The organism is Leptolyngbya sp. DQ-M1, assembly GCF_039962505.1.
In the GTDB taxonomy this organism is placed as follows: domain Bacteria; phylum Cyanobacteriota; class Cyanobacteriia; order Leptolyngbyales; family Leptolyngbyaceae; genus Leptolyngbya.
The window spans coordinates 237,330-262,499 of record NZ_JAMPLJ010000003.1; the positions used below are offsets into that span (position 1 = coordinate 237,330).

A 25,170-nucleotide genomic window follows, 5' to 3' on the forward strand; every position below is an offset into this window, starting at 1 on the left:
CTGGTACACTCAAAAAACTCAATTTGGGCTGCTGTCATGCTGAGAGAACTTTGGCGATCGCTGATCCTCTGCGTTCTGTGTTTTTCTGTCGTGATCGGCTGTACTCGGTCTACGCCTGAACCGATGGCGAAGAATGATGGGCGAATTACGATCGGGACGACTGCCAGTATCAGCACCCTTGATCCGGCAGATGCGTATAGTATTTTTGCCGGAAATCTCCTGTATAACTTAGGCGATCGACTCTACCGCTATAAACCGGGTACGAGTGAGTTAGAGCCGCAGTTAGCGACAGCATTACCGAAAGTGAGTGCGGATCAGTTGACGTATACGATTCCGTTGCGGCGTGGAATTGTATTTCATGATGGTGAGCCATTTAACGCAAAAGCAATGGAGTTTTCATTGCGGCGCTTTATTCAAAATGGGGGTTCGCCTGCATTTTTGCTAGCTGATGCCGTGGATTCGATTTCGGCACAGGGTGAAGATCAGTTAAGCATTAAGTTGAAAAAGCCGTTTGCTGGATTTCCTGCTCTGCTTGCATTTTCAGGTGCGTGTGCGGTTTCTCCCAAAGCCTACAAAATCGAGAAAGGATCGTTTAATTCTGAAAGTTTTGTGGGAACTGGAGCCTACAAATTAGCGAAGTTTGGGACTGATTCGATCGTTCTCGATGCGTTCGAGCAATATTGGGGCGATAAACCTGCAAATCGGGGTGTAAACGTTCAGTTTTTCTCAAGTCCAGCGAACTTATTTAATGCGTTTCGGACAGGCGCGATCGATGTCGCTTACCAGGGACTTGCACTCGAACAAATCCGCAATCTCAGAGAAAACGCTGGCGACAATACTTGGAGAATGATCGAGCGATCGGGCAGTGGAATCGACTATCTCACTTTAAATATGAAATCTCCGCCGCTTGATCAGTTGGAGGTGCGACAAGCGATCGCCGCCATCATGGATCGTCCAATTTTAGAGAGTCGGATTTTTCAAGGACAAGTTGAGCCTTTATATAGTTTGATTCCGAGCAGCTTACGGGAACAGAAGCCCGTGTTTAAGGAATATGGCGATCGCAACATTGAGAAAGCGCGAAATTTACTTACAAGAGCGGGTTATTCAGAATCGAATCCGCTTAAGGTTGAATTTTGGTATCGATCGAACATCTCAAACGATCAGCTTGCAGCCGTGACCTTAAAGGCAGTGGTGCAAAAATATCTCGGTAATTTGATGCAGCTTCAACTCAACAGTGTTGAATCCGTCACCGCTTACAGAAATCTCGACAAAGGCGCATATCCGATCTTTTTGCTGGACTGGACACCTGATTTTCTGGATGCAGATAACTATATTCAGCCGTTTATGGAATGTGCAAAAGGCTCACCGAATCAGGGCTGTGAAGAGGGATCGAGCGCGTTGCAGGGATCGTATTATTACAGCGATCGCGTGAATCAATTAATCGATCAAAGCCGCAAAGAACGCAATCCAGAGGCGCGTCGGCAGATGTTTGAACAACTGCAAGATGCGCTGGCAAAAGATGTTCCCTTCATTCCGCTTTGGCAAAACAAGGATGTTCTATTTGTGCAGAAAAATATTCAAGATGCAACGCTAGAAGTGACTCAGAAAGTTCCGTTTGGAACGATGAAAAAGGCTTAGTTCGATGAGTTTTTCCGATTCGAGCCGAGTTGCCCCTAAATCCCCCATTCCTACTCTGTACACACAAAATCGTTTGTCGCTCCGTTTTAGTCAGCTTGTGCCCCCTAGATCCCCCATGACTGAGGGACTTAAAGACAGGAGACTTCCTAAGATTAAGAGATTTTCTATCCTTCAAAGTCCCCCACACGTGGGGGATTTAGGGGGCAAGAAGCCGATAAAAACGAAGCAAGCGATCCGTCGAATTCACATTAAATCTACATCTGAGAAATTACAGACTGGATCACATCCGGTTCAACTTGATCCGTCACAATCACCGTTCCGATTTGTCGCGGTAAAACAAAGCGGACTTTTCCATCTTTGACTTTCTTATCAGCTTGCAGCGTTGGCAGAATCTTCGACCGATCGCACTCCTCCGGAATTCGAGTTGGTAAACCCGCTTTTTCAATCAGAACCTTTTGACGATCGCACTCTCCTCGATCCCAGAGTCCCATTTCAACCGCAATCAATCCCGCCGCCATCATGCCAATCGCAACGCCTTCTCCGTGATTGACCACGCGATAATTCGTTAAACTTTCGATCGCGTGTCCGATCGTGTGTCCGTAATTGAGAATTTCCCGTAATCCTGATTCTTTCTCGTCTTTGCTGACCACGTGCGCCTTCGCTTGCGCCGATCGCACCAACATTTCATACACCAAATCATCTCCGACAGCGCGAATCTGATCTAATCGCTTCGCTTGCTCTAGTTTCTCAAATAGCTCCGCGTCCCAGATGATCCCGTATTTGATCACTTCGGCGATCGCGGCGCGGAACTCCCGCGAAGGCAGCGTTTTCAAAACTTGCGGATCAATCAAGACCAGTCGGGGCTGATGAAAAGCTCCGATAAGGTTCTTCCCGTTTGGATGATTGACTCCGGTTTTTCCGCCGATCGCGGCATCCACCATCGCCAAGAGCGTCGTTGGCACCTGAACCACGTTAATTCCCCGGAGCCAAGTTGCCGCAGCGAACCCCGTCATATCTCCGATCACGCCGCCGCCTAACGCGACCATCACCGACGATCGTTCTAACCGATTCTCTAACGCCGCATCATAAATCTTTTGCAGCGTTGCCGGGGTTTTGTATCGCTCCCCCGCCGGCAAAATGCACGAACTCACCGTAAAGCCTGCTTGCATCAGCGCATCGATCACCGTTTGCCCATAATGCTTGAAAATCACTGGATTCGAGACAATTAGCGCTTTTTTGCCGAGCTTGGTCAAAGTTTGCATCCGATCGCCAATTTCGTTAATCGACGCGATCGCGATGTCGTAAGAGTTTTGGGGTAGTGTAACGGGAATAACAGACGGCATGAGTCGCTCTCAAAAACAGCGTTTGGAGTGATTTTATCAAGCGATCGAGCCGCATGAAGCGATCAAACGCCCTCCGTTTTTTTGTATAGTTTTGTTAGAGAGGTTAGGAGACACAATTTATGTCCGCAGTCATTGCTTATTTCTTGATTGTCGGTGGCGCGATCGCGCTTGCTTATGGTCTGTTCTTTACTTTCCGCGCAATCAAGCTGATCTAGGTTTCTTTGGGGCGATACAAGTTGTACAGCCCCAAATTGACCCTCTAAGCTTTTGGCACCACTTTCAGGATGATTGGTGCATCGGGCACATCCATCGTGATGCGACTTGGGGTCGCAAACGTGGCAGTTGCATTCGGCGATCGATTCGGTAAAAAGGTTGCAGCTTCCTGGGTTGGCGTTAGCAAATTCACGGTGACTCGCTGAGTTTTTAGCGTCTCGGTACTTTCAGAATTCAGCCACATCACCAGATAAAACTCCCCATTGCTCTTTTGTAAAAGCGTGTGGCGCAAGTCTTTCACATTTCCACTGAAATAATAGGAAAGCCCTCCGCTTGCGGTACTTCCAGGCGTGTCCTTTAGGATGCGAATCAGATTTCGCAGCGCATAAAACGCAGGTTTCGGGGTTCCATCGGCACGAATAATGCCAAAGTTATTTTCAGCATCCGGTAAAGGACGCTGATCCATGAATTCATAGAGATACGTCCGATTCACGCCACGATTGAAAAACTCCAAGAACGTTCGCGGAATGTATTTCGCTGACACTTGCTCAGTCACCGCTTTGTGACCCGTTTCACGATCGTTCACTGCATTGTGATATCCCGTTTCCGTCGCGATAATCGGTTGATTGCCAGAATACTCTCTGGTCAATGGAAGCCAGCGACGATCGAAATCAAATCCCGGAATTCGTCCGCCTGAATAGCTGTGCATATTACCGAAATCGCTAAATTCAGCCAGTGATCCCACTCGTTGCCCGTTCTCTGGTTGCGCCATCGATGGAACGAGCACTGGAAGATGAGCGGTCGCCGGATCGCTTTTTACCGCACGATACAAATCTGCCTGATACTCCCGCAGCCCATCCGGGAAAGGCTTGCCTTCATAGCGCATCGTTTCAGCGCTAGCATCCCACTCGTTTGGGCCTTCGACAGCCGCAATTCCTGGTAATGCCTGTTTGATTTGCTGTACAACGTTGTCGGGTGTACCGCCGAGTCGCGGATCGATAATCAGCGTAGACTTAATTCCAAACGTTGCCAGTCGTCGCAGCTTAGTGAACACTTCTGGCTTGTTTCCACCATCGCGAATATGGCGAATGCCCAATTCTCGTAAACGCGGCTCGAAGACATCGGCGTAACGGTCATGATAACTAATCCCCGTATAGCGCAGATTCACGTTCATGCCGATCGAGTCAATAAACGTATCTGCTGGTCTTGCCCGTTCTCGAATCGTGTTGGCGATCGCAGTCGTCATGACATAGCTTGTGTCTACAGGTTGACCAGAGAACACTTGCAGCAGATAAGTTCCAGCACTCAGAACAGCAGCGATCGATTCGATCATGGTTCCATCATTGGCAGAGGTGCTAATAATATCGCCCTGCTCATTGAGCAGTTTCAGATCTACGTTAGCAGCTAAGTTTCCAATGCTGATGTTAATCGGTGTGGGTTCAGTTAGGGTAAACCGATAAAAATCAGCCGGGTGATCGGGACTCAAAGCGCCATTAATCGGAGTGAAGTCATCGAGATTGATGTCTTGTGGATCGCTCGATAAGGCTGCACCCGGATTGGTATTCGTGCTAATCAGGGGCGATCGTAGCTGACTTTGTGGAATCACTTCCTCGGTTTGACTCGGACTTGACCACTGGAGTTTGACCGACGCATCTCCCCCGAATTCTGCATATTCGACTCGGATGCTGTAATTTTGCCCCGCATCGAGAGCGATGGTTGAATTGTGCTCGGTCGGGTTGTACCAGCGATCGATCAGCAGTTGATCATTGATCCAAACGCGAATCATATCGTCTGCATCTGCCGAAAAAGTATAAGGCTCGGAATACAGTGGGGTAACTTCCCCTGTCCAGCGCACCGAAAAATCATCGGCATTCACCGCCGAATTTGGGCTACTCCTGCCCCAGTTGAAATCGATCGTCGGATCAGTGCGAGTGATCGATCGCTGCTCTAGATGGGTGTCATTGAAGTATTCCGCCTTGAGTCCCATCGCACCATAGGTGGTAGAACTCGAAGATGCCACCACATTCATCGATGGAAACAACGCATCAGGATTTGGATCACTCATAAGCGCGGCGGTTGGATTTGCAGACAGGCTAAAGCTGCCAATATCCCGATTGAGATTGGGAGATGGGTCTAACACCATTATGAATTCCTGTGTAATTGAGAGCGAACTGGGCGCAAGCTTTACCGGGATCTTTAAACCTGTAATCAGGCACAGTCAGAAGCAAGCCTGAGTGACAGCCTTGAAACACATCTGGCGATCAGCCAGGACATCTATGTGGAAACTCAGTTGAGGTAACAAAACGAACTCAAACAATCAGATCATTTCGCTTCACACATTAGAAGAAGTACAAAGTTGAAGTGCCTAGTGCGAAAGAGTAAGCAAGCAACTTAAGTGGTGAAGCTGTAATAGTTCTGATTGAAACTTCTCCGTATCCTAGACCAGCTAATTTTATGTGAGTGACTATTTTTACTTTCTAGCAAAACGCAGATTAACGTTGAACTTAACAGATGCAAATCTTGGTAGAGCGCAACTCCTAGACTTTTCTGAACTCAATGTCAAACCTGGCTAAGTCTTCCCCGATCGCCGATGAATCTAACTTGGGTGAGATGATCATTTCTGCTGACGCTCTACCCAACCGCGCCTAAGTTTTTGCACAAAGTCTAAAAAATGTAACGGTTCGCAACGTATAATTGGGAGCGAATTGTCGATCACAAGTTAGGTGAACAGACTACATGCGAGTAGCGATCGCCGGGGGCGGCTTAGCAGGATTATCCTGTGCGAAATATTTAGTGGATGCTGGACACACGCCGATCGTGCTGGAAAGTCGCGATGTCTTGGGTGGTCTAGTCGCAGCGTGGAAAGATGAAGACGGCGATTGGTACGAAACCGGACTTCATGCTTTCTTTGGGGCTTACCCAAACATGCTGCAACTAATGGGAGAACTGAATATTCTCGATCGACTTCAGTGGAAAGAACACGCGCTGATTTTCAACCAGCCGGAAAAGCCAGAGACTTACTCCTACTTCAAAGTTCCAGATATCCCGGCTCCGTTTAACGTCATCATGTCGATTCTGAACAATAACGATATGTTGACCTGGGAGCAAAAGCTCCGATTTGCGCTCGGACTTTGGCCCGGTGTGCTCAGGGGTCAAAAGTATGTCGAAGACATGGACAAATACAGCCTACTCGAATGGCTGCGGCGACAAGGCATCGGAGAGCGCGTTAGTTCTGATATTTTTATCGCTGCCTCGAAAGCGCTGACGTTTATTAACCCTGATGAAGTTTCAGCGACGATTATTCTGACGGCGCTGAACAAATTCTTGCAAGAGCGCTACGGCTCGAAAATTGCTTTTCTCGACGGATCACCCACGGAAAGATTGTGTCAGCCGATCGTGGATCACATCGTTGCTAACGGTGGGGAAGTTCACCTGAAAAAACCGCTCAAGCAAATATTGTTAAACGATGACAATACGGTAAACGGCTTCCTGATTCGCGGACTGGATGGTGCGCCCGATGAAGTGATTACCGCCGATCGCTATGTTTCGGCAATGTCGGTCGATGTGATGAAGGTCTTGATGCCAGAACCTTGGAAAGCGGTGCCCTTCTTCCAAAAGCTCGAAGGGTTAGAAGGCGTTCCTGTGATCAATCTGCACTTGTGGTTCGATCGCAAACTCACCGACATCGATCAGCTTTTATTCTCACGATCGGACTTGCTGAGCGTGTATGCCGACATGAGCATTACCTGCAAAGCCTATGAAGATCCCGATCGCTCGATGCTGGAATTTGTTCTGGCTCCCGCAAAAGATTGGATCGACAAATCCGACGAAGAAATCATCGCAGCCACAATGAAGGAGCTAGAGCGGTTATTCCCGCAGCACCTGACCGGAGATGATCCTGCCAAGCTGCGGAAATACAAAGTCGTGAAAACGCCGCGATCGGTCTATACCGCTTCACCGGGGCGACAGGCTTATCGACCAGAGCAAATGACTCCGATTGAAAACTTCTATCTTTCGGGGAGCTACACGATGCAACAGTATCTGGGGAGTATGGAAGGTGCCGTCCTTTCTGGTAAGCTGACAGCGCAGGCAATTACGAACGCGCCTGTCTCTACCCCGACTGAGCCGAAACGCTTAGTCACCAGTAGCAATTAGCGCTTTGTCAACCCTTCCATTTGTTCTAACGAATGCTGCAATTGCCCGAACAACCCTCCTCCTATGTACGATCGCTGGCTTCTGTCGATGAGGCTTACGAACAGTGCCGCCAATTGATGGAACACTTCACCAAGTCTTTCTACTTGGCGACCTTGTTATTTCCGACTGAAAAACGACGTGCGATCTGGGCAATTTATGTCTGGTGTCGTCGCACCGATGAGTTAGTCGATGGCTTCAACGGCAAGTCCGCCACGATGGACACCCTGGACGAGTGGGAAACACGACTCGAAAAAATCTTTGCGGGCTACCCGGAAGATGATTTTGATGTGGCACTGGTAGACACGGTGGAGCGATTCCCGATCGAGATTCAGCCGTTCCGCGACATGATCGCGGGACAACGGATGGATCTCTATCGCAGTCGCTATGAGACGTTTGACGATCTTTATCTCTATTGCTATCGAGTGGCGAGTACCGTTGGGCTAATGTCTACTTCAGTGATGGGACTCGCCGAACCGGATACTTCTGCACCTTGGTATTGCCCAGAGCCGGGATATTCAGCGCTGGATGATGCGATCGCGCTCGGTGTGGCAAAACAGTTGACGAATATTCTGCGCGATGTGGGTGAAGATGCGCGACGGGGTCGAATTTATTTGCCGCTTGAGGACTTGCGGCGCTTTGGGTATGGCGAAGATGATTTGTTCAAGGGCGTGAACGACGATCGTTGGAAAGCGCTGATGCAGTTTCAGATTGAGCGGGCGCGGCAGTTTTACACGCAGGCAGAGCGGGGAATCGCTACGCTGAATGAAGATGCGCGTTGGCCCGTTTGGTCGGCATTGATGCTGTATAGCCGGATTTTGAATGCGATCGAGAACAACAACTACGACAACTTCAATCGTCGGGCATATGTGCCGGGAATGCGGAAGTTGTCGCTGCTGCCGATTTCTTGGCTGAGAGCGAAGGTACTATAACGATCGCGATCGCACAATTAACGAGGTGCGATCGCTGGCATGAACTTGAGTTTTTCCCAAAATTGAAGAATTCCGGGCTTGCCATAACCTTTCCCAAAGGGAACAAGAGTTTTAGAGCTAGCGATCGCCTTCAGATAGTTTGAGGTTCTCAACGATCGTCTTTAAGTGAGGCTCAAACTGCTCTAAGCTGCTCAGCTCTTTGAACACACTGCTCGCTGCCGCTGGGTCGTATCCCGTGACGATGGTGTTCAAATTGCTATCAAACGCCATGTAACTGACGTACTTTTCTCGAACCTTTCCAGACTGATCGATTCCCTTAAAGCCATACCTTAATCCGGGTAGAGCACCGACTTTAACTTCTTCGGGGGATTGTACCTGAACTTTGTAAGCTTTGCCGTAAGTTGAAGTTCGATCGGCTTGAATGGTTTTGTAGTAATCTGCGATTACAGCTTTCAATGCTGTTAGTACCTTTGCTTTATCATTCGGATTACTGTAAGTAAACAGTCCTGGAACTAAGCCAAGCTTGTCAAATTGAGCCTGCAAGATCGGAGACTTGTCGTATGTCCAGCGCTGGAGTTCGACGCTGCCCAGATACACTTGATTGCGGTAGGCGCACAAAAAGGGAGCTTCACGATCGCATGGGCGAACCTGCCATCCTGCAGGCGCAGACGTTTTACCAAGTAGAGAGATCCAGGCATTGTTTAATGCTTTCTGTGTGTCATAAAGCGGTGTTCCGTCCGTTGCTAACACGACATAGCGGTACTGGCGAAATGCAGTAGCTAGGTAAGGCTTGAGTTGGTTGAGATCATCAGCATTGCGAACAGCCACTTCAAAGTAGCCCCCTTCAGGAACCCAAGCAATCCACCAGCCTTGATTTGCCCTAGCGTAGCCTACAGTTTCCCAGAACTTAAACCTCGCTCTGCGTTCGTCTTCAGGATGGATACTTTGGTTGACTTTACGCCAGCGGGGTTGCCCTGGGTTCCGTAAGGCATCACGCAGCATTGGTAAAGGCATCTGTACGGGGGGACGATTGAGATACCAGCTATAGCGATCGCGCTCGGTCATTAGATGCGTTCGAGTACAGCCATCATATTGAGCCGAGACTAATCGCCCATCGGCTGTGTAAACTTCATAGGTCGAGCCTTCTAACTGTAAGGTGTTGAGAATTTGTCGTTTTTCGAGTCCAGTTAAACGATCGAAAGCCGGAGTCAGCGTAATGCGGCGCTCTGCGATCGTCTCTAACATCTTCTTCCCAAAGAACTGATTGGGATCATTTTTAAGTTGATTGGCGCGTTGTCTAACTTCAAGGTTGACTTGTTCGGGTGGGCGACCGTAGCCAGCACAGTTTGCAAGAGCAGGTTTTGAAGCTGTAGTGAGGCTTGCAAGTAAGAGAATCGGAAATAAAGAACGGAGGAGATACGACTGTAATCTAAGTGACGTGAACATTTACAGGAACATCAATCTATGTGTTTGCTCTATTGAGATACAATCGTGTTTGCCTCAATTCTGGAAGGTATTGCAACCCCACCAGACTTCTTTGTCAGGCTGATGTCATACTCATCGCGCTTTTCCCATCGCTGACTAAATGTCCATCCTCCATGTAGACAATACGATCGGCAATATCTAAGATGCGGTTGTCGTGCGTGACGAGCAAAATCGTACAGTGCTGCTCTTTTGCAAGTTTCTGCATTAGTTCAACCACATCGCGACCTGACTTTTTATCGAGTGCAGCAGTCGGCTCATCGGCAAGCACAATTTTTGGATGACTGATTAAGGCACGAGCGATCGCGACTCGCTGTTTTTGACCGCCAGAGAGTCCGTCAGGATAGTAGTCTGCTCGATGTCCGAGTCCAACGGCTTCGAGCATTGAGATCGCCATCGCATCCAAGTCTTGATGGAGATAGCGATCGTGCAATTCCAGCGACATTCTGATATTTTGCTTTGCGGTTAAGAACGTCATTAAGTTATGCGCTTGGAAGATGTAACCAATGTTTTTGCGGAGTTGCGACAATTGTTGTTTTGTGGCTCCTCGAATTTGTTGATCCAGAATCGTGAGGCTGCCTTCTTGAGCCGATCGCAAGCCGCCTAAAAGCGTTAACAGTGTAGTTTTACCCGAACCAGAAGGACCCGTCATGATCACAATCTCGCCTGCATAAATATCGAGATTGATATCAAACAAAACTTGCTTTCTCAGATTGCCTTGACCAAAGTAGTGGTTCAGGTTTTTAACAGAAATAACAGGTTGCATGATTAGAAAATATCCGCAGGATCAGCAGCTTGGAATTTTCGCATTGCGATCGCGCCCGAAATCGAACACATCACAACAGTAAGAACAAACACCGTAATGGCACGATTGGTATTCATGGCAATGGGGAGCAAGGTTGCAGCATAGGTAATTTGATAGAGTCCAACCGCAACCACAAAGCCTGGAATAAAGCCAAGCACAGCGAGAATTAGTGCTTCTTGAAGTAGAACATTGAGCAAAAAGCGATCGCTATATCCCATTGCTTTCAATGTGGCATATTCAGGTAGGTGGTTAGCAACATCAGTGTAGAGAATTTGATAAACAATCACTGTTCCAACAATAAAGCCTACAACTACACCAATTCCGAAGATAAATCCGATTGTTCCTTGACTTTCCCAGTAGTTCCGTTCGATCGCTGCAAACTCTTGAGGAGTCAGCACTTTTACATTGGGTAAGTTTGCACTCAGTTGCGCCTGAACTGCTTTGATATCTGAGTCTGGTTTGAGTTGAATCAGTCCAATATCGATTTTGTTTGCTTGTCGATCGTTGTAGAGCTTCAGGAAAGTTGAATCGCTCATGAACACATTTCCATCTGCGGTAAAGGATGCGCCCATAGTGACGAGTCCGCTCACTTGGATCACTTGCTGATTAAGTTCAGTCGTAACCGTGCCTTGCTTTTGGAAAGTATCTGCGATCGCGCCAAATTCAGGACGACCGACGCGATCGAACACAACATTGTTTAATAGCTTGAGTGGTTCTAAGCTCGCTTGCAATCCGGGCAGCTTAAAGCTCGGTGCATCTGGTTCAATTCCCCAAATCAGAATGCTTCGAGTTAAGCGAGTTTCGGGATTTTTCCATTGTCCCATTGCAATCCGGATCGCACTGACGGATTGAACACGATCGTTGTTCAGCGATTGATAAAGCTGCTCCCGCGAAAACGGTGTGAAGGAAGCTAAGCTTTTGAACTGTGGATCAATCATTACCAAATCCGCTTGCAACAACCGATGTGGCACTGTCGCGCTGTCATACAGCGAATCTTGAAAGCCAAGCTGCATAAACATCAGCATATCTGCGAAGCCAATTCCCGCGATTGCAACCATTAAGCGGGCTTTCTCTTTCATTAACTGGAACCAAGCCAGTGGTGTTTTACGAGGCATCTCACAGTCCTAATACGGTGGATAGCGGATTAAGTCATCGAGCAAATCGTAGACTGTCAGCAAATTGAGTTTTGCAATCGACATCATGAGGTGAGTACGAGCGTAGGAACATCCCCGAAGCGCTTGATACCCTGCTCGAATCAGTGTTAGCCACGGCGAAACCTGCATCCGCACAAAACGTATCCACACTGAAAAAGTCTTAACGCTCATAGGATAGAAAACTCGCTCCGAGAATCGATGAATAGCCCCATAACATTAAGCCAGCAAATAAAACATTTGCGCTTGGATCAATGTTTGGAAAGACTGATGGAAAGAATAAGACACTTCCAACATCGAGTAGCATTCCCGGTAAAGCAATCAGCAATGCAACTTTGGGACGTGCGATCGCATCCACTTGCTGCCAAGCATAAACTCCTGTTACCACAATCAGCATTGCGATCGTTGTCGCTAAAAACAATCCAATCGATAGTGCACTGTTGGATGGATCAAGAAGGTACTGCCCGATCAGACGGAACGCGATCGTTGCCACAAGCCAGATCAGAAACCCAACTCCTAAAAACAGCATTGTGAATTCCTCCGTTATGCTTCTTGAGGTGAACGTTTCATTGCCCAGTAATCACAGCCTGCAAAGGTTCCGTGATGAGCAATCACAAAGCCATGACGCTGATAAAATCGCACTCCGCCTGGGGTCGAGGTTTCTAGATAGCAAGGTAGTTTTGTACGATCGGCTTCTTGCAAAACGGGCTGAAGTAACTGTCCACCAATGCCTTGACTTTGACATTCAGGCGACACTCCTAACATCGCTAAGTACCAATGCGGTTCTGAAGCGGTGCGATCGTGCAATCGAATCTCTGTACCGATAAACGAAGCAAAATCAAGAATGCGATCCCAACGCAGATAAAACGGGACAAAGAGCAATCCTGATGTCACGACTTGCCACAGTTGAGATAGGGTAATTCGAGCAGCCTCCGGAGGCAGCCACATTGCAACTCCTTTGGGATATTCGGCAGTCGTATAGATCTGGTTGTACGATTGCCCATAATTGAGCATGGCTTGACTGATTTGCTTTAGAGCCGTTTGCTTTGCGGTACTTTCTTCGGGTAAAAACTGCCCAATAAGTGGATCTTGACTAAAAGCGGCTGCGAGTTGATTCGATGCGATCGCAAACTCTGACGGGTTCAACTTAACAATGTCCATCTCTTTCTCCTTAAATCGAACGTTCGTTATCCGTTAGTTCAGCAGAATTGAGGTTTGAACTTGTAAATTAGTTAAGCTCGAAACTCGCTTGCTTGCTTCTGGAGTTAAGCGAATTTTTACCTCAATGACCCGCCGATCGAGGTTTTCTCCGGGCTGATTGCTAAACACATTCTGCTTGTCCACCTGCAATCCAATCTCAGAAACAGTTCCCTGCAGTTCTCCGGTAAAGGCTTGCCCTGTAATTGTTGCTGCCTGTCCAACTTTCACATTGGCAATATCACTTTGATAAACTTCAGCCACTGCCACCATCTGATCATTCTGCGCTAAGTCTGCAACGCCAGAGTCGCTAATCTTTTCGCCACTGCGGGTATGAACTTTGAGAATCTGACCCGCCATCGGCGCACGAATGTAGGCTTGCTCTAACTCTGTTTCAGCACGTTTCATTGCTGCGATCGCGCTACTTACCTCAGTTGAAACAGTTTGAACATCCACAGGGCGCACTTCTGCAATTCGATCTAATGTAGCTCTTGCTTCGGTTAACTGTGCTTCGAGTGAATTCGCAGATTGACTTTGTTTCGCTTGGGCTTGTCTCAGTTGGGATTGTGCTGTGTCAAGTGCAAGACGTTTACTATCTAAGTTAGAAGCTGCGATCGCACCTTGCTGATAGAGCTTATTGAATCGATCGAACTCTGCTTGTGCGGTTCTGGCTTCAGATTGCCAACGTTTGACTTCTGCGGCTTGAACTGCAATTTCACCCTGGCGATCGGCTTGCAAGCGAGTAATCGCGGCTTGCTGGGCTTCAATCTCTCCCGTCTTTGCGCCTGCTTTGACTTGGGCAAGCTTGGCTTGGGCAACTCGTACCTGTTCGCGGGCTTGCTCCAAGGCGTTTTGCAAGCGATCACGCGAATCTAAAATTGCAATCACCTGACCTTTTACAACCCGATCGCCCTGCTTAACCAGGAGCTGGGCTACGCGATCGCCATCAAGCGCGATCGGAGCCGAGATCCGAATCACCTCAGATCCAGGTTCTAGTCGTCCCAAGGCAGCAATCTTCTTAACAGTTGGAGCGGTTTCGACAGGCGGAGCGGCAGACTTCGGAGTGAATTGAGAAACAACATAAAATGACGTTCCACCTGTAATCAGTGTAGCAATCCCAATTCCAATCCAAAGACGATTCTTAGGTTTCAGAAAGATGTCAAGACTCATGGCTTTTTCGGTTTCAGGTTGTGTTTCTCTAAGTACAGCGTTAGCATTTCCGATAACAATTTCGCTTGTGCTTGATAATCAATCTTTCGATGTCCATAAAGTTCTTGCAGTAATAATCCATCAACAACGCTCATCATGAAGAGCAAGATTTGTGGATTATCAATTCCAAGCATTTCAGACATGATCTTTTCAGCTTGGTCACAAATCCGTCTGAAGACTTCGCTGACTTCTTTTCCTTCTCGTTGCTGATGTTGGTAAAAGTCTGTCATCAGCAATGTTTGTTTTAGAAAGTAGTCTCGATGCTCCTCAAATATTGCAAATGCAGCCTGAGTTTGCTCTGCAAGGTCTTTTCCTTCTAACCGAGTCGAAAAATTGCGAATATCTAACTCAGATAGTTCTTTTAGTAACTGCTCGAATAATGCCTCCTTACTCGGAAAGTAGTGATACAGCGTTCCAGTCGAAACACCTAACCCTTGAGCAATTTGCCGCATTGTGATCGCGGCATATCCTTTCTCTGCAAACAGATCAAACGACTTAACTAACAGTTCCTTGCGATAGCGATCGTGGTCAACAACCTTAGGCATACAGGTGAATTCAGATATCGAACATTCGATATATTTTACTGGTTAAACATTGAGAAACCCCCGATGTCTTCTGCAATTGTTCTTTGATGATCCTCGCTCGATCGTTCTATTTATATCGAACGCTTGTTATAAATTCTGTCTCATAAATTTCTGTTTGTAAACCCCCTTTAGAAAATTGTTTGAGATGCAAACTGCATCTTCTTTAGACGATCGCTCCTAAATCCGCTCGAAGATTGCCCAAGTCAAAAGATTCGCTTACTATTCTCGATAGTGTGATCAACTTGAGGTGCGAAGCGGCGATGAAAAAGACTTTATTTCTTAGTCCACCTTCCTTTGATGGGTTTGATGGCGGTGCAGGTGCCCGGTATCAAGCAAAGCGAGAAATCACTTCATTTTGGTACCCAACCTGGCTCGCTCAACCTGCTGCTCTCGTTCCAGAAAGCCGTCTTGTAGATGCACCCCCTCATCATCAAACGCTTGAAGATATCTTAGCGATCGCTAAAGACTACGAACTGGTGATCATGCACACCAGCACGCCAACACTTGCAAATGATGCTAAAGTTGCTGCCGCGATCAAAGCACAAAATCCTGGCACTCAAGTCGGACTGATTGGCGCTCATGTTGCCGTGCTACCAGAGCCAACGTTACAGCAGCACCCGATTATTGATTTTGTCTGTCGGCATGAGTTCGACTACACCTGCAAAGAACTCGCAGAAGGGAAACCTTGGGATCAGATTGATGGTCTGAGCTATCGGGATCAGTTTGGTACGATTCACCACAACAAAGATCGTGCCCTGATTCACGATTGGGATCAGATGCCGAGCGTTCTCCCGATTTACGATCGTGATCTCGATATCAACAAATACTTCATCGGCTATCTGCTACATCCTTACATTTCTTTCTATACGGGTCGCGGTTGTCCTGCAAAATGCTCGTTCTGTCTTTGGCCTCAAACGATCGGCGGACATCAATACCGCGCTAAGAGTCCTGATGTCGTTGGGCGGGAAATGGAGGAAGCGAAAGCAATTTTTGGCGATCGTGTGCGCGAATACATGTTTGATGACGATACCTTCACCATTGACAAGCATCGAGCGATCGCGATTAGCGAACACATGAAGCGCTTGAAGCTGACTTGGAGCTGTAACGCTCGTGCAAATCTCGACTACGACACCTTGAAGCAACTCCGAGACAATGGTTTACGGTTGCTGCTGGTTGGATTTGAGTCAGGTAATCAAGAGATTCTCAATAATATCCGCAAAGGTGTGAAGCTCGAAGTCGCAAAACAGTTTATGAAGAATTGCCATGACTTAGGCATTACCGTACATGGCACATTCATTATCGGGCTGCCGATCGAAACGCCTGAAACAGTCGAAGAAACGATTCGATTTGCTTGTGAAATCAATCCGCATACAATTCAAGTGTCGATCGCAGCTCCATATCCGGGGACTGAACTGTTTGCCCAAGCGCAAGCGAACGGCTGGTTCAGCGATGCCGCAATGGTGACGGATTCAGGCATTCAAACCTCAACTTTGCATTATCCCTCGCTGTCGAGTGCAGACATTGAAGCTGCGGTCGAGCAGATGTATCGTCGCTTCTATTTTCGACCGAAAGCAATCGTCCCGATTGTGCGGGAAATGCTGAGCGATCGCCAAATGCTGATTCGACGCTTACGAGAAGGTCGTGAATTCTTTGATTACCTGAAAGAGCGTCGTGCCCAAGCTCAGAAGCAGTCTGTGCATTCTTGAGAGCCGCTCTCACCTAAATGGAGTAGTACAGCGGGAAGGACTTCGCGTCTTTGGGTTTGACATAAACGCGCTGATCGGGCGAAAGATTCAACTCATCAAAACGATCGCGGGTTAAATGCGCCGTCACCACTTGACCATCATCCAGCGTCAATTCTGCCTGAATTTCCCAACCTAAGTGAATTAATCGCGTGACTCGTGCGGAAACCGTCGAACCATTCGGAGACGTTTCTACAACGACATCATGCGGACGCAAGAACATTTCAGGATGTGCGGAGTCAAAGCCGTTATTTTGGAAAATTCGCGACGAACTTGGCAACACATTCACAGGGCCAATAAAGCTCATCACAAACGCAGTCGCCGGATGATCATAAACATTCGCAGGCGTTCCGATTTGCTCAACCTTGCCTTTATTCATCACGACGATTTCGTCTGCGACTTCCATCGCTTCTTCTTGATCGTGCGTCACAAATACGGTCGTGACATGGACTTCATCGTGCAATCGTCGCAGCCAAGCCCGCAAATCTTTCCGCACTTTGGCATCGAGCGCTCCGAACGGTTCATCGAGCAATAACACTTTCGGCTCGACGGCTAGAGCGCGAGCCAGGGCGATTCGTTGCCGTTGACCGCCAGAGAGTTGAGACGGATAGCGATCGCCCATTCCCCCTAACTGCACCAGATCCAGTAGCTCCTCGACTCGCTTTTTCGCTTTATCAGGAGGATACTTGCGAATCTCCATGCCGAAGGCGATGTTTTTCCGTACAGTCAGATGCTTGAACAGGGCGTAATGCTGGAACACAAAGCCAATGTTGCGGTCTTGGACGCTGCGATCGGTAGCATCTTCGCCAGTGAGAAAAATCCGACCGGAATCCGGACTTTCTAAGCCTGATACCAAGCGTAACAGCGTCGATTTGCCTGACCCTGACGGGCCTAACAGCGCCACCAGCGAACCACTCTTAATTTCTAAACTGACCTGATCGACCGCTTGAAAGCTCCCAAAGCGTTTAGAAACGTCCTGTACTACGATACCCACAGCAATGACCTCAAGGAATCCCGGTTTTCCGACAAGATTACTGTAGTTTTATAGCATAAAGCTGCGATCGTTTTCTAAGACCTCGCAAAATTAAAAAGGTATCTCCGATGAGACACCTTGAATTGTGTTTAAATCCAAACTTGTTTAGTGCGCGTTCTGGCTCTCGCTGTGTGCTGGAGAGAGCGTCGCCTGCGGAATCGAAGCTGCGGTAATGCTGGACTGCGCGGACGGCATTTCTCCTCCTGCGCGGATTTGCCGCATCAAGCTTGCCATCTCGATCGCGCTCATGGCGTATTCCCAACCGAGATTGCTCTTGATTCCAGCGCGTTCGATCGCTTGCTGCATCGTATCCGTGGTCAGCACTCCAAAAATCACCGGAACGCCCGTCTGAAATCCTGCCGCCGCGATTCCTTTCGAGACTTCTGCCGAGACATGATCAAAGTGTGGCGTTTGTCCTTTAATCACCGCACCGAGACAAATGACCGCATCGTAGCGACCGGAGAGCGCAAATTGACGCGCCACCAGTGGCACCTCAAACGCGCCCGGAACCCAGGCATAATCGACTTGCGTTCCCTGGGGATTAACATCAATGCCATGACGCTTCAGACAATCTTGACAAGCTTCGAGCAAGCGCGTTGTCACCAAATCATTAAAGCGACCGACCACGATCGCAAACCGTAGTGACTCACTCTGAGCGAACGTTCCTTCAAAAATAGTCATTGTTTTAGTCCGAGTCCCAAGACGCGATAGCTACGCAGTCATTACAACACTCTACAGAATGAACTGAAAAAACTGGGGATGAAGCCTGAATTCTTCCCCAGTCGATGCAGAACTCAGGTCACAAGATAATTTAAAACGCCGACCGTAATCACTAGAATGAACCAGATGCCCGAACCAAGATAAAGCAATTTCTTGGAGGTATCCCAGTTTTGCGGCGTTGCATAAGCGACCGGAACGCCAACGACCATCACAAACGAGAATAGAACCAGTGCCAACAGCGCTAGCTGGAAAATAAAGGTCATGTGTCTCTCCCTAAAACAGCGTTTTTAGTGTCTCAATGTTCTTAAGACGCGATCGAAAGTCCTGAATAGTACGTTATCAGAAAAGGCGGACGCGATTCTATGCCTCATATCAATCCAGAGCAATCTGCCCGCGAGTTGATGTCGTCGCCGGTGCGAACGATTCGGCCGGAGACGACGATCGAGGAGGCACAAAAGCTGCTGTTGCGCTACGGACATTCGGGATTGCCGATTGTCGAGGGCGATCGATTGGTGGGGATCGTTTCACGACGGGATGTGGAGTTGGCGGCGCATCACGGATTGAAGCAGGTGCCTGTGGAGAAGGTGATGGTGACGCAGGTGAGAACGATCGTGCCCGATACGCCAATGTCCCAGATTCAAGCGCTGATGGGAACGTATGATATCGGGCGGCTTCCGGTGATCGATCAGGGGCAATTGGTGGGGATTGTGACCAGAACCGATGTGCTGCGACAGATTCAAGCTGCGCCGAAATTGCTGCAACTAGAGCGGCTGGCGCTGCCGTTTCAGAAGATTTTGACGATCACGGCTCAAGCGGCAGAAGCGCGGGGATGGCATCTTTATCTAGTTGGAGGAGCGGTGCGGGATTTGCTTCTTGCTGATCCGGATGCTGAAGTCAGTTTGAGCGATATTGATTTGGTGGTGGATGGGTTTCATCGATCGGCGGATGTGGGGGCGGGAGTTGAGTTAGCGAAAGCACTTCAGGCGATTTACCCGCAAGCCCGACTGGAGATTCACGGGAAGTTTCAAACGGCGGCAGTACTTTGGCACAATGATCCGGAGTTGGGTTCGCTGTGGATTGATATTGCTACAGCGCGGACTGAATTTTATTTGTATCCAGCCGCCAATCCGGAGGTCGAATCGAGTTCAATTCGACAAGATCTTTACCGTCGGGATTTTACGATCAATGCGTTGGCGTTGAGATTGACGGAGCCACGAACACGTACCCGTGCGCCAGAGGCATCGCAAGAACTTCTCGATTTCTTTGGAGGTGTGGCGGATTTACGATCGAAACAAATTCGCGTTTTACATCCGAATAGTTTTATCGAAGATCCCACCCGAATTTATCGAGCCGTGCGGTTTGCGGTGCGGTTGGGATTTGAGATTGAGCCGCAAACGGAAATGTATATTCGTCATGCGATCGCATCCGGAGTTTATCAGTTTCGCAATCGTCCTGTTCCAGCGTTGCAAAGTCGGCTCAGGTCGGAACTGAAGTACATTTTGCAAGCGGCTTATTGGAAAGCGGCGATCCAAAAGTTAGCCGATCTCGATGCGTTGGTTTGCATTCATCCACAATTGAAGCTCGATCGCGCACTTTGGCAACAGTTGAAATGGGCGGATCGGTTCCAGCGATATGATTTTTCGATTCCGCATTGGCAATTGTTATTAGAGGTGCTGATTGCGAGAATCGATGACCGCGCAATCGTTGCTCAAACGCTACAGCTACCGCAGGATGCGATTCAGCGATTAACTCATCTCTGCAAAATTGAGCAAACGATCGGGCAAAAATTACCGCAGTGTAAGAAACCCAGTCAGTTCGTGCAGTTGTTGAAGCCGTTTGATTCTGAAACGCTGGGATTGGTGGCGGCACGAGGAACGCGATCGCTGCGTCGAGCGATCTGGAAATATTTCACGGTTTGGTTACAGGTGAAAGCACCGCTTGATGGTTCAGATCTAAAAGCGATCGGCTACAAACCCGGTAAACAGTTCAAATTGATGCTTGAAGAGTTGCTGAAGGCGACCTTGGACGGTGAGATTCGCGATCGCGCTACTGCCGAACAGTATCTAGCCGAACATTACCCGCTAAACTGAAAAATGCCCTGATTGCACAACTCCTATATGGCTCCAATTTTTGCTGATTCAATTCCCACCGATGCAATTCGATATGACGATCGTGGTTTAGTGCCTGCGATCGTTCAGGACTACCTCGATGGCACCGTGTTAATGATGGCGTGGATGAATCAGGAATCTTTGCAGAAAACGCTTTCTACGGGAGAGACTTGGTTTTGGAGTCGATCGCGCCAAGAGTTCTGGCACAAAGGCGCAACCTCAGGACACACGCAAAAGGTGAAAGCGATTCGATACGACTGTGATAGTGATGCGCTACTCGTCACGGTTGAGCAAATCGGGGATATTGCTTGTCACACCGGAGAGCGAAGCTGTTTTCATCAAGTCGATGGCAAGGTTACACCGCCGCCTGCGGATACGTTGTCGCAAGTGTTTGGGGTGGTGTGCGATCGTCGCGACAATCCAACCGAGGGTTCTTACACCCGCACATTGTTTGCAGGCGGGGATAACAAAATTCTCAAAAAGATCGGAGAAGAAGCGGCAGAAGTCGTGATGGCTTGTAAAGACGATGACAAAGAGGCGATCGCCGGAGAAGCCGCAGATTTGTTCTTCCATACGCTGGTGGCGCTGGCTCATCACAATGTCGATCTCAAAGCGGTGTATCGCAAGCTGCAAGAACGGCGATAACGTCATTCGTCGGTCAGAGGTATTTCAGTTAAACACGCTCTACAGTTCTAATAAATGTGAGTTCGACACAAATTTTTGGCTACGTTTAGATCTGCGGGTTGCCCCCTAAGTCCCCCAGAATGGGGGACTTAGAGAACAGCAATGTCTCAGGCTGAGGAGTTCCCTAGCTTTCAAAGTCCCCCACGAGTGGGGGATTTAGGGGGCACGACCGAGCAGGAACGAAGCGAAGATATCCGTCGAACTGATGTTGATAAACCATTCTCAGAGTAGGGCGCAATGACACAACAAGCATGGCTGTGGCTCGGTTGTCTCAGTATGACCGCAGGAGCAATCTTTTTCGGATTTGGAGCAGAACGAGCGAAAAACGATCGCTGGCAAATCGTTTATGTGCTGAACTTCTTTATCTGCGCGATCGCAGCAGTGCTATATCTCGCAATGACGCAGCGCCAAGGGTTTAATGTGATCTTCGATCGTCCCACTTTTTGGGTGCGCTATATCACCTGGACATTCTCGACTCCGTTGACGCTCGTGTTACTGAGCTATTTGGGCAAAACGAAACCGATTATTCTCGCCAGCATGATCGGGGCGGATGTGTTGATGATTGCGACGGGGTTTGTGGCGGCGATTTCGCCGAAGCCGATTACAAATCTTTGGTATATCGTCAGTTGTGGTTTTTATTTGGGACTGGCGTATTTATTGTTGAAGCATTATCGTAATCAAGCGATCGACACTTATCCACGATCGAAGTCTGTGTTTAACCGCTTGCTTACCGTACATTTAGTCATTTGGTCGCTGTATCCGGTCGTGTGGATTCTTGCCAGAACTGGAATTAACGTCATCAACAGCACAACTGAGACGGCGTTTTATACCATTCTCGATGTCGCGGCAAAAGTGGGATTTGGATTTTTGGCGCTGAGTTCGTTGCAGAAATTAGAGCAGGCGGACGTGAGACAGACGGAGTTCGATCGTGTTGAGATGTCGCGTTAGCGTGAGTTCGATAGAGCTTCTCATACCGAATCAATTTATTAATGTGACAGATTCTTCGCCCTCTAAATCCCCCATACTGGGGGACTTTGAGAACCCGAAACAGATTTAGGCTTGAAGTCCCCCATGAGTGGGGGATTTAGGGGGCTTCCAAGATCTGTCGCACTCAAAAATCAATTGGGTATCACGTCGTATTAGCGTCAAGGATGCTCAAGCGGCAGTTCGGGGGCAAGTTGAATTTGCGACTCGAAGAACTGCAAGCAACCTGCCTCCCTCACCCCGAAACGAACCGTCTACTTTGCCGCTTCTGTTGCCAGCTTGCGGGGCTTGAAGCGTTTGATCAATGGACGAATGCCGAGCGACAGGAATCCCCAAATCGGTGTGAAGCCGAAGGGCACAGGAGTCGCGACCGCAAAGCGAGAAACGGAGTTAGCACCGTAGTTTGCGACCAAGAGATCCCCATTGCTCGCGATCGCCATGCTAGCGGGGTTGCTCAAGCCAGTGAGAGTTTGCAGTAAAGTACCACTGCTACTAAACCGCCTTACGGTACCGCCGTTAAAATTCGAGACCAACACATCGCCACTACTGTCGATGACGATACCCCAAGGACCGCTGAAACCGGAGCCAAAGGTGCCCAGGGAGGCACCAGCGCTGTTAAAGCGACTCACGATACCGTTGTTATTCGAGACCAACACATCCCCGTTGCTGGCAACTTCGATGCCAACAGGAATGCTGAAACCGGAGCCAAAGTTGCCTAGGGGGATGCCAGTGCTGCTAAAGCGACTCATGGTATTGTTGTTAGCATTCGAGACCAACACATTCCCATTGCTGACAGCTCCGATGCCAACAGGACCGTTGAAACCGGAGCCAAAGTTGCCCAGGGAGGTGCCAGCGCTGTTAAAGCGTCTCACGGTACTGCCGTTAAAATTCGCGACCAGCACATCGCCATTGCTGGCAACCCCGATGCCATAAGGCTAGTTGAGACCCGTCGCAAAGGTGGTGGGTGTGGGATCGTAAGAAAGCGCGATCGCAGATTCTGTTTGCACCGCACCTAACATGACCGCACCCACGATCGCTCCGACTCCCAGTTTTGCGATCGTCGATCGTCTTTTTGGAGACGGTGCGATCGTGGGTGCTGTTGTTGTGTTCATAGACTTAATTGCTCATCGTAGAGAACTCGCCACCCCTGTGCTGAGTGGCGGCTACTGCCATTTAAGCGAGATTTTGCTTCGCAACCTCTGTAAATCTGCGTAAAAATTGTATGGGTAAAAGGAAATATATACGGCTTCGGAGCGAAGCGAACCAAAGAAGCGATTTCAGGGTGTCTCAACCCTTCGACGATCGCTAATCAATTAAGCTACTTAGATATTAATCGAGTTCAAAAGTATTAAATATGACAACCAATCGGATCAGTGCCACCTTAAGCGCCGAAGACCGCAAGCAGATCATGAGCGCGATCGACACGATCAAACAAGCGATGCCCTTTCTGGTGCATTTGTCGAAAGAGGAACGCAAGAGCCTGCCGAAAACGGGCGATCGGGGTCGCGGCTTCATGCTCAATTGTTTGGATGCCGCGCAGCAACATACGGACTGTTTACCGCGATCGTTCAACGTTGAGGAAATGCAGAAAGATATTCGCTTGGTTGAGGATCTCTATTCTGTGTTGATGGCATTAACCGAACTGCATAGCTTGGTCGATGACACCTATCTTGCTGCCCACAGTGAAGCGTATGTTGCAGCGCTGAAAGTCTATGATGCGGTCAAATCGCATGACGATGAGCCTGGAATGAAGATTGTCGTGGATCAACTAAAGCAACAGTTTGTGCGTCGCAATAAGAAAGAGGCGGCTGAGACTAGCGCAGAATTGGAGGCGACACCCGCTTAATCTAACGTTAGTTCGACGGATTTTTTCGCTTCGTTGATGCTCAGTCGTGCCCCCTAAATCCCCCACGAGTGGGGGACTTCAAGCCTAAATCTGTTTCGGATTCTCAAAGTCCCCCAGAATGGGGGATTTAGGGGGCGAAAGATCTGTAGCATTAACAGACTGATTTAGTATGAGAGCGTTCCTATCTTCGCGGTAGGAGCGTTTCTTTTTTGGACAGGACACTTGCGATCGTTTACAGCGACCTTGCTCTAAAAAATCAAAACCTTGCTCTAAAAAACCGAAACCTTGCTGTGAAAAATCAAAACCTTGCTCTAAAAAATCAAAACCTTGCTCTAAAAAACCGAAACCTTGCTGTGAAAAATCAAAACCTTGCTCTAAAAAATCAAAACCTTGCTCTAAAAGACCGAAACGTGAGTCTAAGAAATCAAAACCTTGCTCTAAAAAACCGAAACCTCGCTCTATGGCTCAAAGTCCCCCACTCGTGGGGGATTTAGGGGGCAACCCACCACGCAACGAAGCAAAAAACCCCCAGGATCAAACGCCTACCAAAATCAAACCGCCAAAAATCGCTGCACCACATCTTTACTCAGTTCTTCAGTCGAACCCGATGCCACAATTCCACCTTTCTGCATCGCATAGTACCAATCCGCTTGGCGCACAAAATGTAAATGCTGCTCCACCAGCAACACCGAAATCCCAGTCGTTTCGATAATCCGCCGCACAGCCGCTTCGATTTCCAGAATAATCGACGGTTGAATCCCTTCGGTCGGTTCATCCAGCACCAGCAATCGCGGCTGACCCATCAAGGCACGCGCGATCGCGAGTTGCTGCTGTTGTCCGCCGCTCAAGTCCCCGCCCATCCGCCACAGCATCGTTTTCAGTACCGGAAACAGTTCAAAGATCTCATCGGGAATCTCAGCCGTTTTCTTCCGCTTCGGGAGCGCTTCGAGTCCGAGAATCAGATTCTCTTTCACCGTCAGGCGCGGAATCACTTCTCGCCCTTGTGGAACGTAGCCAATTCCGAGACGAGCGCGTTGATCCGGAGACTTCGCGGTGACGGGTTCTCCAGCGAACATGATCGACCCCGATCGGGGTTTCAGCAATCCCATGATCGACTTCAGCAGCGTCGTTTTACCGACCCCATTTCGCCCGATGAGACAAACCATTTTGCCCGGCTGCACCGTCATATCAACGCCACGAAGAATATGGCTTTCTCCGTAATACACATTCAGATCAGAAACTTGCAGCGTTGGCGCTGCTGTGCTGAATTCCATTGGTTCTAGCGTGGTGTTCGTGTAGCTCATAGTG

The 25,170-nt window shown here is 48.7% G+C and carries 25 protein-coding genes; 9 read left to right on the top strand and 16 right to left on the bottom strand.

The annotated features are described in order from the left end of the window. Positions 1 to 36: 36 nt before the first annotated feature. On the top strand, positions 37 to 1,638 hold the full coding sequence (locus NC981_RS10935; protein ID WP_348242854.1) for an ABC transporter substrate-binding protein: 1,602 nt from the start codon (positions 37 to 39) through the stop codon (positions 1,636 to 1,638). A 254-nt stretch (positions 1,639 to 1,892) separates the two neighbouring features. Here the strand turns inward: NC981_RS10935 and aroB are convergent, their stop codons facing one another. After that, complete coding sequence (gene aroB / locus NC981_RS10940) at positions 1,893 to 2,981, bottom strand: 3-dehydroquinate synthase (protein ID WP_348242855.1); 1,089 nt, start codon at positions 2,979 to 2,981, stop codon at positions 1,893 to 1,895. Between the two features lie 119 nt (positions 2,982 to 3,100). Between aroB and NC981_RS10945 the strand changes: the two genes are divergently transcribed. After that, positions 3,101 to 3,196 carry a cytochrome b6-f complex subunit PetL gene (locus tag NC981_RS10945; protein ID WP_190376578.1) on the top strand — a complete coding sequence of 32 codons (96 nt, stop codon included), beginning with the start codon at positions 3,101 to 3,103 and terminating at the stop codon, positions 3,194 to 3,196. Positions 3,197 to 3,240: 44 nt separating this feature from the next. Here NC981_RS10945 and NC981_RS10950 read toward each other — a convergent pair whose 3' ends face one another. Further along, positions 3,241 to 5,337 carry a PA14 domain-containing protein gene (locus NC981_RS10950; protein WP_348242856.1) on the bottom strand — a complete coding sequence of 699 codons (2,097 nt, stop codon included), beginning with the start codon at positions 5,335 to 5,337 and terminating at the stop codon, positions 3,241 to 3,243. Positions 5,338 to 5,930: 593 nt separating this feature from the next. On the opposite strand from NC981_RS10950, the gene pds reads away from it, so the two are divergent. Next, complete coding sequence (gene pds, locus NC981_RS10955; RefSeq protein ID WP_348242857.1) at positions 5,931 to 7,349, top strand: 15-cis-phytoene desaturase; 1,419 nt, start codon at positions 5,931 to 5,933, stop codon at positions 7,347 to 7,349. Between the two features lie 32 nt (positions 7,350 to 7,381). Next, entirely contained in the window at positions 7,382 to 8,317 is a 936-nt protein-coding gene (locus NC981_RS10960) for a phytoene synthase (RefSeq protein WP_348242858.1), read from the top strand. Positions 8,318 to 8,434: 117 nt separating this feature from the next. On the opposite strand, the gene NC981_RS10965 is transcribed toward NC981_RS10960, so the two are convergent. From NC981_RS10965 to NC981_RS11000, 8 genes are all read right to left on the bottom strand, one after another. Beyond that, positions 8,435 to 9,763 (bottom strand): hypothetical protein, encoded by a 1,329-nt coding sequence (locus NC981_RS10965; protein WP_348242859.1) that lies wholly within the window; start codon positions 9,761 to 9,763, stop codon positions 8,435 to 8,437. A 94-nt stretch (positions 9,764 to 9,857) separates the two neighbouring features. Further along, the gene (locus tag NC981_RS10970; RefSeq protein ID WP_348242860.1) at positions 9,858 to 10,565 is read right to left on the bottom strand and encodes a DevA family ABC transporter ATP-binding protein; all 708 of its coding nucleotides are present in this window, start codon (positions 10,563 to 10,565) and stop codon (positions 9,858 to 9,860) included. Between the two features lie 2 nt (positions 10,566 to 10,567). Further along, positions 10,568 to 11,719: an ABC transporter permease DevC gene (gene devC / locus NC981_RS10975; RefSeq protein ID WP_348242861.1), complete on the bottom strand. Its 1,152-nt coding sequence runs from the start codon at positions 11,717 to 11,719 to the stop codon at positions 10,568 to 10,570. 9 nt (positions 11,720 to 11,728) lie between these two features. Continuing rightward, on the bottom strand, positions 11,729 to 11,929 hold the full coding sequence (locus NC981_RS10980) for a hypothetical protein (protein ID WP_348242862.1): 201 nt from the start codon (positions 11,927 to 11,929) through the stop codon (positions 11,729 to 11,731). Next, positions 11,919 to 12,284 carry a DUF5367 family protein gene (locus tag NC981_RS10985; protein WP_190376586.1) on the bottom strand — a complete coding sequence of 122 codons (366 nt, stop codon included), beginning with the start codon at positions 12,282 to 12,284 and terminating at the stop codon, positions 11,919 to 11,921. Before NC981_RS10985 ends, NC981_RS10980 begins: the two co-directional genes overlap by 11 nt. 14 nt (positions 12,285 to 12,298) lie before the next feature. Next, on the bottom strand, positions 12,299 to 12,916 hold the full coding sequence (locus tag NC981_RS10990) for a GNAT family N-acetyltransferase (RefSeq protein ID WP_348242863.1): 618 nt from the start codon (positions 12,914 to 12,916) through the stop codon (positions 12,299 to 12,301). 33 nt (positions 12,917 to 12,949) lie between these two features. After that, entirely contained in the window at positions 12,950 to 14,122 is a 1,173-nt protein-coding gene (locus tag NC981_RS10995; RefSeq protein ID WP_348242864.1) for an ABC exporter membrane fusion protein, read from the bottom strand. Next, positions 14,119 to 14,706 carry a TetR/AcrR family transcriptional regulator gene (locus NC981_RS11000; protein ID WP_190376589.1) on the bottom strand — a complete coding sequence of 196 codons (588 nt, stop codon included), beginning with the start codon at positions 14,704 to 14,706 and terminating at the stop codon, positions 14,119 to 14,121. The genes NC981_RS10995 and NC981_RS11000 overlap by 4 nt, the downstream gene beginning before the upstream one ends. 299 nt (positions 14,707 to 15,005) lie before the next feature. On the opposite strand from NC981_RS11000, the gene hpnJ reads away from it, so the two are divergent. Then, positions 15,006 to 16,451, top strand: coding sequence for a hopanoid biosynthesis associated radical SAM protein HpnJ (gene hpnJ, locus NC981_RS11005; protein ID WP_348242865.1), 1,446 nt, complete (start codon positions 15,006 to 15,008; stop codon positions 16,449 to 16,451). A 13-nt stretch (positions 16,452 to 16,464) separates the two neighbouring features. Here hpnJ and NC981_RS11010 read toward each other — a convergent pair whose 3' ends face one another. From NC981_RS11010 to psbZ, 3 genes are all read right to left on the bottom strand, one after another. Further along, on the bottom strand, positions 16,465 to 17,481 hold the full coding sequence (locus tag NC981_RS11010) for a sulfate/molybdate ABC transporter ATP-binding protein (protein WP_348242866.1): 1,017 nt from the start codon (positions 17,479 to 17,481) through the stop codon (positions 16,465 to 16,467). 144 nt (positions 17,482 to 17,625) lie between these two features. Beyond that, entirely contained in the window at positions 17,626 to 18,201 is a 576-nt protein-coding gene (gene ribH, locus NC981_RS11015; RefSeq protein ID WP_348242867.1) for a 6,7-dimethyl-8-ribityllumazine synthase, read from the bottom strand. Positions 18,202 to 18,314: 113 nt separating this feature from the next. Next, on the bottom strand, positions 18,315 to 18,503 hold the full coding sequence (psbZ, locus tag NC981_RS11020; RefSeq protein ID WP_190376593.1) for a photosystem II reaction center protein PsbZ: 189 nt from the start codon (positions 18,501 to 18,503) through the stop codon (positions 18,315 to 18,317). Between the two features lie 99 nt (positions 18,504 to 18,602). Between psbZ and NC981_RS11025 the strand changes: the two genes are divergently transcribed. From NC981_RS11025 to NC981_RS11035, 3 genes are all read left to right on the top strand, one after another. Continuing rightward, on the top strand, positions 18,603 to 20,330 hold the full coding sequence (locus NC981_RS11025) for a CBS domain-containing protein (protein WP_348242868.1): 1,728 nt from the start codon (positions 18,603 to 18,605) through the stop codon (positions 20,328 to 20,330). Positions 20,331 to 20,357: 27 nt separating this feature from the next. Then, a complete protein-coding gene (gene hisIE / locus NC981_RS11030; RefSeq protein ID WP_190376595.1) occupies positions 20,358 to 20,993 on the top strand; it encodes a bifunctional phosphoribosyl-AMP cyclohydrolase/phosphoribosyl-ATP diphosphatase HisIE in 636 nt (211 codons plus the stop codon). A gap of 276 nt (positions 20,994 to 21,269) precedes the next feature. Continuing rightward, a complete protein-coding gene (locus NC981_RS11035; protein ID WP_348242869.1) occupies positions 21,270 to 21,980 on the top strand; it encodes a microbial rhodopsin family protein in 711 nt (236 codons plus the stop codon). A 290-nt stretch (positions 21,981 to 22,270) separates the two neighbouring features. On the opposite strand, the gene NC981_RS11040 is transcribed toward NC981_RS11035, so the two are convergent. After that, the gene (locus tag NC981_RS11040) at positions 22,271 to 22,765 is read right to left on the bottom strand and encodes a hypothetical protein (RefSeq protein ID WP_348242870.1); all 495 of its coding nucleotides are present in this window, start codon (positions 22,763 to 22,765) and stop codon (positions 22,271 to 22,273) included. A 186-nt stretch (positions 22,766 to 22,951) separates the two neighbouring features. Next, on the bottom strand, positions 22,952 to 23,128 hold the full coding sequence (locus NC981_RS11045; RefSeq protein ID WP_348242871.1) for a hypothetical protein: 177 nt from the start codon (positions 23,126 to 23,128) through the stop codon (positions 22,952 to 22,954). Between the two features lie 242 nt (positions 23,129 to 23,370). Here NC981_RS11045 and NC981_RS11050 point away from each other — a divergent pair, with 242 nt between their 5' ends. Then, positions 23,371 to 23,862: a hypothetical protein gene (locus tag NC981_RS11050; RefSeq protein WP_348242872.1), complete on the top strand. Its 492-nt coding sequence runs from the start codon at positions 23,371 to 23,373 to the stop codon at positions 23,860 to 23,862. Positions 23,863 to 24,413: 551 nt separating this feature from the next. Here NC981_RS11050 and urtE read toward each other — a convergent pair. Continuing rightward, on the bottom strand, positions 24,414 to 25,166 hold the full coding sequence (urtE, locus tag NC981_RS11055; RefSeq protein ID WP_348242873.1) for an urea ABC transporter ATP-binding subunit UrtE: 753 nt from the start codon (positions 25,164 to 25,166) through the stop codon (positions 24,414 to 24,416). Between the last annotated feature and the right edge of the window lie 4 nt (positions 25,167 to 25,170).

What these genes read in the sequence shown, in the direction of transcription:
- NC981_RS11040 (WP_348242870.1), bottom strand. Translation starts at nt 22,765, where the DNA reads ATGAGTCGCTTTAGCAGCACTGGCATCCCCCTAGGCAACTTTGGCTCC.
- NC981_RS10985 (WP_190376586.1), bottom strand. Translation starts at nt 12,284, where the DNA reads ATGCTGTTTTTAGGAGTTGGGTTTCTGATCTGGCTTGTGGCAACGATC.
- aroB (WP_348242855.1), bottom strand. Translation starts at nt 2,981, where the DNA reads ATGCCGTCTGTTATTCCCGTTACACTACCCCAAAACTCTTACGACATC.
- NC981_RS10960 (WP_348242858.1), top strand. Translation starts at nt 7,382, where the DNA reads ATGCTGCAATTGCCCGAACAACCCTCCTCCTATGTACGATCGCTGGCT.
- psbZ (WP_190376593.1), bottom strand. Translation starts at nt 18,503, where the DNA reads ATGACCTTTATTTTCCAGCTAGCGCTGTTGGCACTGGTTCTATTCTCG.
- urtE (WP_348242873.1), bottom strand. Translation starts at nt 25,166, where the DNA reads ATGAGCTACACGAACACCACGCTAGAACCAATGGAATTCAGCACAGCA.
- NC981_RS10995 (WP_348242864.1), bottom strand. Translation starts at nt 14,122, where the DNA reads ATGAGTCTTGACATCTTTCTGAAACCTAAGAATCGTCTTTGGATTGGA.
- NC981_RS10980 (WP_348242862.1), bottom strand. Translation starts at nt 11,929, where the DNA reads ATGAGCGTTAAGACTTTTTCAGTGTGGATACGTTTTGTGCGGATGCAG.
- NC981_RS10945 (WP_190376578.1), top strand. Translation starts at nt 3,101, where the DNA reads ATGTCCGCAGTCATTGCTTATTTCTTGATTGTCGGTGGCGCGATCGCG.
- NC981_RS11025 (WP_348242868.1), top strand. Translation starts at nt 18,603, where the DNA reads ATGCCTCATATCAATCCAGAGCAATCTGCCCGCGAGTTGATGTCGTCG.
- NC981_RS10950 (WP_348242856.1), bottom strand. Translation starts at nt 5,337, where the DNA reads ATGGTGTTAGACCCATCTCCCAATCTCAATCGGGATATTGGCAGCTTT.
- NC981_RS10935 (WP_348242854.1), top strand. Translation starts at nt 37, where the DNA reads ATGCTGAGAGAACTTTGGCGATCGCTGATCCTCTGCGTTCTGTGTTTT.
- NC981_RS11050 (WP_348242872.1), top strand. Translation starts at nt 23,371, where the DNA reads ATGACAACCAATCGGATCAGTGCCACCTTAAGCGCCGAAGACCGCAAG.
- NC981_RS10990 (WP_348242863.1), bottom strand. Translation starts at nt 12,916, where the DNA reads ATGGACATTGTTAAGTTGAACCCGTCAGAGTTTGCGATCGCATCGAAT.
- NC981_RS11035 (WP_348242869.1), top strand. Translation starts at nt 21,270, where the DNA reads ATGACACAACAAGCATGGCTGTGGCTCGGTTGTCTCAGTATGACCGCA.
- NC981_RS10965 (WP_348242859.1), bottom strand. Translation starts at nt 9,763, where the DNA reads ATGTTCACGTCACTTAGATTACAGTCGTATCTCCTCCGTTCTTTATTT.
- NC981_RS10970 (WP_348242860.1), bottom strand. Translation starts at nt 10,565, where the DNA reads ATGCAACCTGTTATTTCTGTTAAAAACCTGAACCACTACTTTGGTCAA.
- ribH (WP_348242867.1), bottom strand. Translation starts at nt 18,201, where the DNA reads ATGACTATTTTTGAAGGAACGTTCGCTCAGAGTGAGTCACTACGGTTT.
- NC981_RS11045 (WP_348242871.1), bottom strand. Translation starts at nt 23,128, where the DNA reads ATGAACACAACAACAGCACCCACGATCGCACCGTCTCCAAAAAGACGA.
- pds (WP_348242857.1), top strand. Translation starts at nt 5,931, where the DNA reads ATGCGAGTAGCGATCGCCGGGGGCGGCTTAGCAGGATTATCCTGTGCG.
- devC (WP_348242861.1), bottom strand. Translation starts at nt 11,719, where the DNA reads ATGCCTCGTAAAACACCACTGGCTTGGTTCCAGTTAATGAAAGAGAAA.
- NC981_RS11000 (WP_190376589.1), bottom strand. Translation starts at nt 14,706, where the DNA reads ATGCCTAAGGTTGTTGACCACGATCGCTATCGCAAGGAACTGTTAGTT.
- hpnJ (WP_348242865.1), top strand. Translation starts at nt 15,006, where the DNA reads ATGAAAAAGACTTTATTTCTTAGTCCACCTTCCTTTGATGGGTTTGAT.
- hisIE (WP_190376595.1), top strand. Translation starts at nt 20,358, where the DNA reads ATGGCTCCAATTTTTGCTGATTCAATTCCCACCGATGCAATTCGATAT.